We start from the raw sequence: 8,197 nt of genomic DNA on the forward strand, positions 1-8,197 counted from the left end.
TCCACCTGGGCTGGTTCACGGCCGTGGCGCGGCAGCTCCAGGGTCCGGTGCCGGCGACGGCGGAGGAGGTGCGCCCGCTGCCTGCGGCAGACCGAACGCCTGCGGCGACGGCCCCTGCCGCCGCAGCACCGCCAGCCGCCTGAGCCCGTCCTCGACGGTGGGCCGTTCCCCCACCGGCACCCACCACAGCGCCGTGGACGGCTGATCCATGGGCACGAACCAGTGGTCGCGCCGCCGCACGAACGAGCCGTGCCGCGAGCGGTACACGAACTCGTGCAGCGCCTCGAACCCGGTCCACACCGAAAGGTTGACGACCAGCCCGTCGCTCGTGATCGGATCGCCGTCGCCGGGCTGCCAGACGAACCCGCGGCTGTTGCTTGCCAGCTGCCCGATCCGCGCCATCGCCGACACGAACCCGCTCATCACCGGGTCGTCGAGCGCCGCCTTCGGCCGCGCCACGTTGATCTGCGCAAGGTGATGCTCCACCACGTCGGCCATCGGTCGAGCGTACCGTTGGCGCCGTGGAGTGGAAGGCGCTCCCGCCGGACCTGCGCGAGCGGCTCGACGGGGAGTTACGGCAGTCGCGGGTCCTGCCGGCGGTGCAACTGCTGCTGGCCGCGGGCGGCTGCCACCGCGACGACGCGCACCGGTTGATCATCGACCGTTTCCACGAGTTGTACCCCCCGCGCCCGCCGGCGGTCCCGACCCTCCTCCGGACGGCCCAGTCCCTGCGGGCCCCGATCGCCGCCATCGAGGCCAGGTGGGACGCCGACGGCCGGGGATGGCACGTATTGCTGGTGGCCGTGGTGGAATGTCCGGGTCCGTCCCACGAGCGCTACTCGGAGTCCCGCCTGACAACGTTCCGCCACGGCGGCGACCTGAGGCTGTTCGGCGGCGTGGTCCCCGCCTGGCCCGAGGCCGCGGAGGCCACGATGGCCGGCCAGGCCCTGGCCAGGCAGCTGGGCGTCCCGTTCCACTTCACGCACCCGGCGTCCCCGGACACCGACCTCCCCCGCTGGTGGGACACCCGGTGATCGAGGACCTCCTGACGGAGTTCGGTCACGGTTCGGATCAGGCGGCGCTGCTCAGCGATCGCCGCGAGGTCATCGCCGCTGGGACGGCGAGCGTGGCTGGCTGTCCGGGTCCCGAGCGGGACCGACCGATACGATCCCGCCGGTGTCCTCCATTGCCTCGCTCTACCTCGTCGAGACCAGCGACCTGCCGGCGATCGTCAGCGCCGCCGGTGCGGGCCGTGCCCGGGCACCGGTTCACCGGTTCGCCAGGGAACTCGACGAGGAGTACCGCTGGTCCGGCCATGTCATGCTCAACGTCCTGGAGAACCTGGAAGCGTTGAGCGTCCTGCTGGAGAGTCCGGGCTTACGTGCAGCATCTGAGGCCGTCAACGAGGACTACGACAACACCACGCTGATCGCCAGCGACGCCAAGGCGTTCCTCGACCGCCTCGACCCGGCGCGCTACGAACCCGGTGCCCTGCTCGCCGGCCCGATCGAGTTGGGACTCGACGACGAAGAGGCCCGCTACGCGATGGAGGAGACGCTGTCGTTGCTGCGTGACACCATCGCGAGGCTCTCCGACGACGAGGTGCTCCTGCTGCACATCGGCTGATGCCGCGTGGCACAGCCAGGCCCCTGCGGTGGCGCGGTCGCCCGAGCCTGGACCGTCACGGACCACCCGTGGCGCCTGGGCTTGATCGATGGGCTCGTGGCGGACGAGGAGCGCGACGGCGGCGAACGCTGTTCAGCCGCGCGACCACTTCTGCTGGGCCCAGGGGAGGCTGGCTGGTGCAACCCAGTAGTTGTTGAAGAATCTCACGACCTGCGGGGAGTCGGGCGCGTCCAGCCCGGGTGGGGGCAGTTCGCGGCGCTCCGCCGGGCGGGAGCATCCCAGAATGGCCTGCTCGAAGCCGGCCGGGGTGTAGTAGTTGAGGCAGTGGCAGACTTCCGTCCCGGTCACCTTGAACTCATGCACGGTGTTGCGCGGGAGATGGCCCAGGCTGCCCGGTCCGAGAACGACTTCCTGCCCGCCGATGACGGCGGTCATCTCCCCAGCAAGGATGTAGAACGCCTCGTCCTCGAACGGGTGGACGTGCGGGGGCGGGCCGGACCCTACCGGCATGAACTGTTCGATGACGGAGTATCCGCCGTTGGTGTCCTCGCCGTCGGCCAAGACCACCCACAGGATGTCGAGCAGCCACCGTGCCGGGGCGTCGTCTCTGCTCCGGGCAACGGGATTGCTGGACACGATCAGATTCATGGCGATGACCTCCAGAAGCTGTGCGCTCTGGAATACAGCGTTCCGCCGGCCAGGTGGTCGCCTTCCGCCGCAACCCCGTGAGGCCGATCGGCAACACACCGGCACTACGCCCACTGTACGTCGGGTAGCGCACCACACCAATCTCGGTGGGCTCAGCCGTGCGAGGACAACTCCACCCCAGCTCCACCGCCGTCCTATGTGGACGGTATGCCCGTGTCGCCGCAGGCCCGATCAGGGCTGGTGCGGACGCTGCGGCGAGATGGAAACCGGTGGCCACCGCGGATCGCCGTGGCCACCGGTGCTCGTGGCGGATTGGCAACAGTGGGTGTTACTTGCGGAAGTAGAACGAGTCGACGTTCACGAAGTCCGCGGGCTGGCCGCTGGTGAACTTCAGGTACACGGTGTGCTTGCCCGTGACCGAACCGTTCAGGTTGCTCGGTGTGTCCTTCCAGGTGCTCCAGCCGCCGGTGTTGGCGATGGAGGTCGTCGCGATCGACGCGTTGCTGAGACTGTCGATCTTGACTTCGACGAGGCCGCTGATCCCACCGGCCGCGCCGGAGCCGAGGCGGAGCATGACGTCCCTGGGCGACGCGCCGCCGAAGTCGACGTTGTTGTACTGCACCCAGTCGCCGTTGGCGATGTAGCCGATCTCGCCGGGGCCGGCGACGACACCGCTCTGAGCGTTGAAGGACTCGGCCTCGATGGTGCTGTACGCGTTGCGGGTGCCGCTGCCGCCCGTGCCGGTGGAGGTCGGCGTCGGGTTGCCGGTGGTCGGGTTGGTGGTGCCGCCGCTGCCGCCCTTGGTGTAGACGGCGACGTAGTCGACGAGCATCGGCTTGCCGGACACCGTGCTGCTGGTCGGCGTCGAGTAGCCGGCCACACCGTTCGGGAACGCGCCGCCCATGGCGACGTTCAGCAGGATGAAGTAGCCCTCGTGGCTGGTCATGTTCGACCAGTACGAGCCGACGGTGTTCTGCGAGACGTTGAGGTAGTTGACGCCGTCGACGTACCAGCGCAGCATCTGCGGGCTGACGCCGGCGTCCCACTCGATCGCGTAGGTGTGGAAGTTGCCCTGGCAGTTGCTGTTCGGGCAGCCGCGGGTTGCGCCGAGACCGTTGGTCTCATTGCAGGGACCGCCGGGGTTGACGCCGCAGTGCAGCGTGCCCCAGACCTGGTTCAGGCCGTTGACGTTCTCCATGATGTCGAGTTCGCCGATGCCCGGCCAGTTCCAGTAGTTGCCCCGGTAGGGCGAGCCCAAGGCCCAGAACGCCGGCCAGTAGCCGGCCGCGGCGCCGCCGGTGACGTTCGGCATCGCGAGGCGGCCCTCGATGCGCAGCACACCGCCCGACGGCGGCTTGAAGTTGGTGCGCTTCGTCTCGATGCGAGCCGAGGTCCACGAGCCGTTGCTGGCCTTGATCGGCGTGATCTTCAGGTTGCCGGAGCCGTCGAGGCCGAGGTTCTGGCTGTTGGTGGTGTACGTCTGGATCTCGCCGGTGCCGAACTGGGCGGGGCCGCCGCTGTACTGCGTGCCGGTGGTGTAGATCCAGTTGCTGGACGACGGCAGGGTGTTGGCGGAGCCGGTGAAGTCGTCACTCCACTGCAGCGTCCAGCCCGACGGCGTCGAGGGCAGCGACGCCCACGCGTTGACGGTGACGACGGTGGTGGCGGTGAGGACCGTGGCGGCGGCTGTTGCGAGGAGGAAACGGCGACGACGCCGTGTCGGGGTGGGGGTCATTCGGGAGAACCTCCTAGCGGACTGCGGTACGACGCGACCAGGCGGAGTCGCGCCGTGAGAGCGCTCTCACGTTTCTAGTCGGTTACGAGAACGGTGTCAATCGTCAAAATTTTCTGCGTTCTTACTGGTCAGGTTGCTAACAACTAAAGCTTGATCGATCGAAAAGATCTCTTTGAGAGAGCGCTCTCTCCCTGCTGAACGCCTCTGCCGGCGCCCCTCGCAACCGGTACCGATCACGCCGAAGACGCAGACCCAAGGCCCGGAGATGCTCGCCGGTGTCGCTCGATGGCCGGCCCGGCCCAGAACCGCGGCCGCCCGTCCGCCGCGACCTCCGCGGCCGGGCCCGACCAGCCGGCCCGCGCCCATCGGCCGGCCGCGGCGTGACCGTGGCGCCCACACAGGGCAACAGCAAGTAACGCCGGCACGAGCCTGGCGTGATCCAGCTCGGCTGTCCTATAGTCCTACTGTCGTAGGACAATAGAGAGGGTCGCCGGCGGTGATCGAGTTCGTGCTGGACGCCCGGTCGAAGGTCAACACCTACATGCAGCTCGTCCAGCAGGTCAAACAGGCGCTGCGGGTCGGGCTGCTGGCGCCCGGGGACCAGTTGCCGAAGGTGCGGGACGTCGCGCAGTCGCTGGCGATCAACCCGAACACGGTCCTGAAGGCCTACCGCGAGCTGGAGATCGAAGGGCTCGCCGAGGGGCGGCCGGGGGTCGGCACGTTCGTCACCCGCACCCTCGCCGGCGACTCGCTCGCCAACCAGGCCGACCTGCGCGCCGAGCTGCTCGATTGGCTGCGCAGGGCGCAGGCGGCCGGGCTGAGCGACGAGGACGTCACCGCGCTGGTCGACACGACGATCCGCGCCGCACGACAGGCCGACGCCCTGCAGGCGGAGCCGGCATGAGAGGACACGAGATGGAGCACGTGCTCGAGGCCGAGGGCCTCGGCAAGCGGTACGGGGGACGCTGGGCCCTGCGCGACTGCACCCTGCGGCTGCCCACCGGCAGGGTCGCCGCGCTCGTCGGGCCCAACGGATCCGGCAAGACCACGCTGCTGCACCTGGCGGTCGGCCTGCTGCGCCCCGACGCCGGTGCGGTGCGGGTCTTCGGCGAGACGCCGTACGAGAACACGACCGCTCTGGCCGACATCGGGTTCGTCGCGCAGGACACCCCGGTGTACCGCGACTTCACCGCCGACGAGCTGGTCCGGATGGGCGGCAAGGTCAACCGGCAGTGGGACGCCACGCTCGCGCGGACCCGGCTGGCTCAGGCCGGCATCCCGCCCCGCACACCGGTCGGCAAGCTCTCCGGCGGGCAGCGCGCCCAGGTCGCCCTGGCCCTGGCCCTGGCCAAGCGCCCGCGGCTGCTGCTGCTCGACGAGCCGGTCGCGAGCCTCGACCCCCTCGCGCGGCGGGAGTTCCTGCAGTCGCTGATGGGCAGCGTCGCCGACTCGGGCACCACCGTGCTGCTCTCCTCGCACATTCTCGCGGACCTGGAGCGCTCCTGCGACTACCTCGTGGTCCTGCAGTCCGCCAAGGTGCAGCTGACCGGCGCGGTCGACGACATCGTGGCGGCGCACCGGCTGCTGGTCGGCCCGCGCCACCACGGCGGGCCGATCGACGGCGTCGCGGACGTGGTCCGCGCCCGCCACACCGACCGGCAGTCGACGCTGGTCGTGCGCACCGGCGGCCCGGTCACCGATCCGTCGTGGACGGTGCGCGAACTGACCCTGGAAGACCTCATCCTGGCCTACCTCGCCGGCAGCGGCACGCAGACCAGCCACGCAGCGTGGGGAGCGGCGGCATGATCTGGCTGACCTGGCGGCAGCACCGCAAGCAGGCCCTGTTCACCCTGATCGGCCTCGCGGCCCTGGCGGCGTTCATCGTGCCGACCGGCCTGTCGATGCACCGAGCATTCGACCGGCTGGTCACGCGGGGGTGCGCGACCAGCACCCCCGAGCAGCCCTGCGACGGCTTTCGCGAGTTCTCCACCGCCTACGGCTCGTACATCTACGCCTGCGTCCTGCTGCTGATCGTGCCGCTGCTGTTCGGCCTGTTCTGGGGCGCGCCCCTGGTTGCCCGCGAGATCGAGCAGGGCACCCATCGCATGATCTGGACCCAGGGCATCAGCCGCCGCCACTGGGCCCTGACCAAGGTCGGCCTCCTCGGGGGCGCGGTGACGGTCCTGGCGGTCGTCTACGGCCTGGGCATCTCCTGGTGGTACGAGCCGCTCCGATTCGTCGAGAGCCGCTTCGACGAGATCTTCTTCGACGTGCAGGGCGTGGCCCCGGTCGGCTACACGCTGTTCGCGGTCGCGCTCGGCATCGCCGCCGGCGCCCTGGTGCCGAAGGTCGTGCCCGCGATGGCGATCACCCTGCCGGTCTTCATCGCCGCCCGGCTCGCCGTGGCGTTGTACGCGCGGCCACGGTTCGCGACACCCGTCACCAACACCTTTCCGGTCGTCGTCGACCCGGCCTCCAACGTCGGCAGCATACGCATCGGAACCTGGCTGTTGAGCTCGGACGTGCGCCGGCCGGACGGCACGTTCGTCACCTCCGGCGCCGTGGTCTGCCCGCCCGCGGAGGCCACCGAGTGCCTCGGCTCGCTCGGCTCCGACCTGCACAACCGTCAGGTGTTCCAGCCGGAGGACCGGTTCTGGCCGTTCCAGTGGATCGAGACCGGCGTCTTCGTCGTCCTCGCCGCGCTGCTGGTCTGGCTCGCGGTCCGCCGCATCCGCCGGATCGTCTGACCCGCCGGCGGGTGGCATGATCGGGCCGTGGGGATCGGGCGGCGAGCGGTGCTTGGGGGCGGTGTTGCCGCCCTCCTCGGTGGGTGCGGCGGCCAGCAGCCGCCGGCCCCGCGGACGGCCGGGCCGTCGGGCGCCGGCGACGCCGGCCCCACGGCGCCCGCAAGAACCGGGCCGGCGGAGACACCCGAGCAGGTGACCTTCACGCCCGGGCGGACGATTACGCCGTTGCAGCAGCCGGCCGGCTACGCCGGGGCGCTCCGCGGCATCCTCACCAAGTATCTTGCGCCCAACCCGGACCATCCGAAGTATCCCGCCTACGCCGGGGCCGTGCTGCTCGTCGCCGTCGACGGGCAGGTCACCGTGCACGACGCGGTCGGGGATGCGCTCCGCTACGGGACCGGGCCCACCGAGTTGCCCAAGGCGCAGCGGGTCGCCATGCGGGCCGATGCCGTCTTCGACCTCGCGTCCATCACCAAGGTGTTCACCGCGCTGCTCGTGTTGCGGCTGGTCGACCAGGGGAAGGTCCGGCTCGACGCGGCCGTCGCGGGCTATCTGCCGCAGTTCAAGAAGCCTCAGGTCACCGTCGGCATGCTGCTCGCCCACACCGGGGCGTTGCCAGGGAGTGTCAGCTTTGCCGGGGCCAAGGACAACAGCGAGCGCTGGAGCCGGATTCTCTCCGTGCCGCTCGTTCCGGACACCGCGCCTGGGAGCACGTTTCGGTACAGCGGGGTCGGGCTCATGACCCTCGGGCGGCTCGTCGAGAAGGTTACCGGGCTCAGCCTCGACGTCGCCGTCCAGGACCTCATCGCCAAACCGCTCGGGCTGCGGGACACCATGTTCACGCCGCTCAAACGGCTGCAGGGCAACGATCCCCGGCTCGTCGCCACCGAGGCCCGCAAGACTCGCGGGCTCACCCGAGGCGTCGTCCACGACGACCTCTGCCTCGCGCTCGGCGGGGTGGCCGGGCACGCCGGGCTGTTCGGCACGGCCGCCGATCTCGCCGTGGTCGGGCAGATGCTCGTCAACGGCGGCGAGTACAACGGCACTCGCGTGTTGTCCGACGGTACCGTGCGATCGATGATCACCAACGTGAACAAGGGGCTGCCGGCCATCGACGCCGAGCGGCCCGGGCGGTCGGCCGACCACGGGCTGGGCGTGGAGTTGCAGCAGCCGTGGTTCATGGGGCGGCTGGCGCGGCCGGTCGCGTTCGGGCACACCGGGTTCACCGGGACATCGCTGCTCGTCGATCCCGACCGGCGACTCGTGGTCGTGCTGCTCACCAACCGGGCGCACCCCGACTGGACGCGGGCCAACCCGGACAAGCCACGGGTGGCGGTGGCCGACGCCCTCGCGGACGCGCTCTAACAACTCCTAACAGAATGATCTAGGGACTTCCGTCCTTTGTAGACGATGATCTACAGTGTCGACCGTGCGGAAGGGC

9 protein-coding genes are annotated in these 8,197 nt (G+C 70.1%); 6 read left to right on the forward strand and 3 right to left on the reverse strand.

What is annotated here, in order from left to right; translation table 11 throughout:
• Positions 1-15 precede the first annotated feature (15 nt).
• Positions 16-498, reverse strand: coding sequence for a DUF3291 domain-containing protein (locus IEZ31_RS57890; RefSeq protein WP_380018922.1), 483 nt, complete (start codon positions 496-498; stop codon positions 16-18).
• Between the two features lie 23 nt (positions 499-521).
• On the opposite strand from IEZ31_RS57890, the gene IEZ31_RS51860 reads away from it, so the two are divergent.
• Both IEZ31_RS51860 and IEZ31_RS51865 read left to right on the forward strand, forming a co-directional pair.
• Positions 522-1,034 (forward strand): hypothetical protein, encoded by a 513-nt coding sequence (locus tag IEZ31_RS51860; RefSeq protein ID WP_190257567.1) that lies wholly within the window; start codon positions 522-524, stop codon positions 1,032-1,034.
• Between the two features lie 142 nt (positions 1,035-1,176).
• Complete coding sequence (locus IEZ31_RS51865; RefSeq protein ID WP_190257568.1) at positions 1,177-1,626, forward strand: hypothetical protein; 450 nt, start codon at positions 1,177-1,179, stop codon at positions 1,624-1,626.
• Positions 1,627-1,758: 132 nt separating this feature from the next.
• Here the strand turns inward: IEZ31_RS51865 and IEZ31_RS51870 are convergent, their stop codons facing one another.
• A complete protein-coding gene (locus IEZ31_RS51870; protein ID WP_190257569.1) occupies positions 1,759-2,274 on the reverse strand; it encodes a cupin domain-containing protein in 516 nt (171 codons plus the stop codon).
• A gap of 328 nt (positions 2,275-2,602) precedes the next feature.
• Positions 2,603-4,009, reverse strand: coding sequence for a glycoside hydrolase family 16 protein (locus IEZ31_RS51875; RefSeq protein WP_190257570.1), 1,407 nt, complete (start codon positions 4,007-4,009; stop codon positions 2,603-2,605).
• Between the two features lie 496 nt (positions 4,010-4,505).
• Here IEZ31_RS51875 and IEZ31_RS51880 point away from each other — a divergent pair, with 496 nt between their 5' ends.
• The 4 genes from IEZ31_RS51880 to IEZ31_RS51895 all read left to right on the forward strand — a co-directional run bounded on the left by IEZ31_RS51880 (position 4,506) and on the right by IEZ31_RS51895 (position 8,121).
• A complete protein-coding gene (locus tag IEZ31_RS51880) occupies positions 4,506-4,913 on the forward strand; it encodes a GntR family transcriptional regulator (protein WP_190257571.1) in 408 nt (135 codons plus the stop codon).
• Positions 4,914-4,924: 11 nt separating this feature from the next.
• Positions 4,925-5,815, forward strand: coding sequence for an ABC transporter ATP-binding protein (locus IEZ31_RS51885; protein ID WP_190257578.1), 891 nt, complete (start codon positions 4,925-4,927; stop codon positions 5,813-5,815).
• The gene (locus IEZ31_RS51890) at positions 5,812-6,756 is read left to right on the forward strand and encodes an ABC-2 membrane transporter-related protein (RefSeq protein WP_190257572.1); all 945 of its coding nucleotides are present in this window, start codon (positions 5,812-5,814) and stop codon (positions 6,754-6,756) included. Before IEZ31_RS51885 ends, IEZ31_RS51890 begins: the two co-directional genes overlap by 4 nt.
• Before the next feature lie 225 nt (positions 6,757-6,981).
• Complete coding sequence (locus tag IEZ31_RS51895) at positions 6,982-8,121, forward strand: serine hydrolase domain-containing protein (RefSeq protein WP_229837158.1); 1,140 nt, start codon at positions 6,982-6,984, stop codon at positions 8,119-8,121.
• Positions 8,122-8,197: the final 76 nt, after the last annotated feature.

Origin of the sequence: Dactylosporangium sucinum, from assembly GCF_014647515.1 — a bacterium.
GTDB lineage: Bacteria > Actinomycetota > Actinomycetes > Mycobacteriales > Micromonosporaceae > Dactylosporangium > Dactylosporangium sucinum.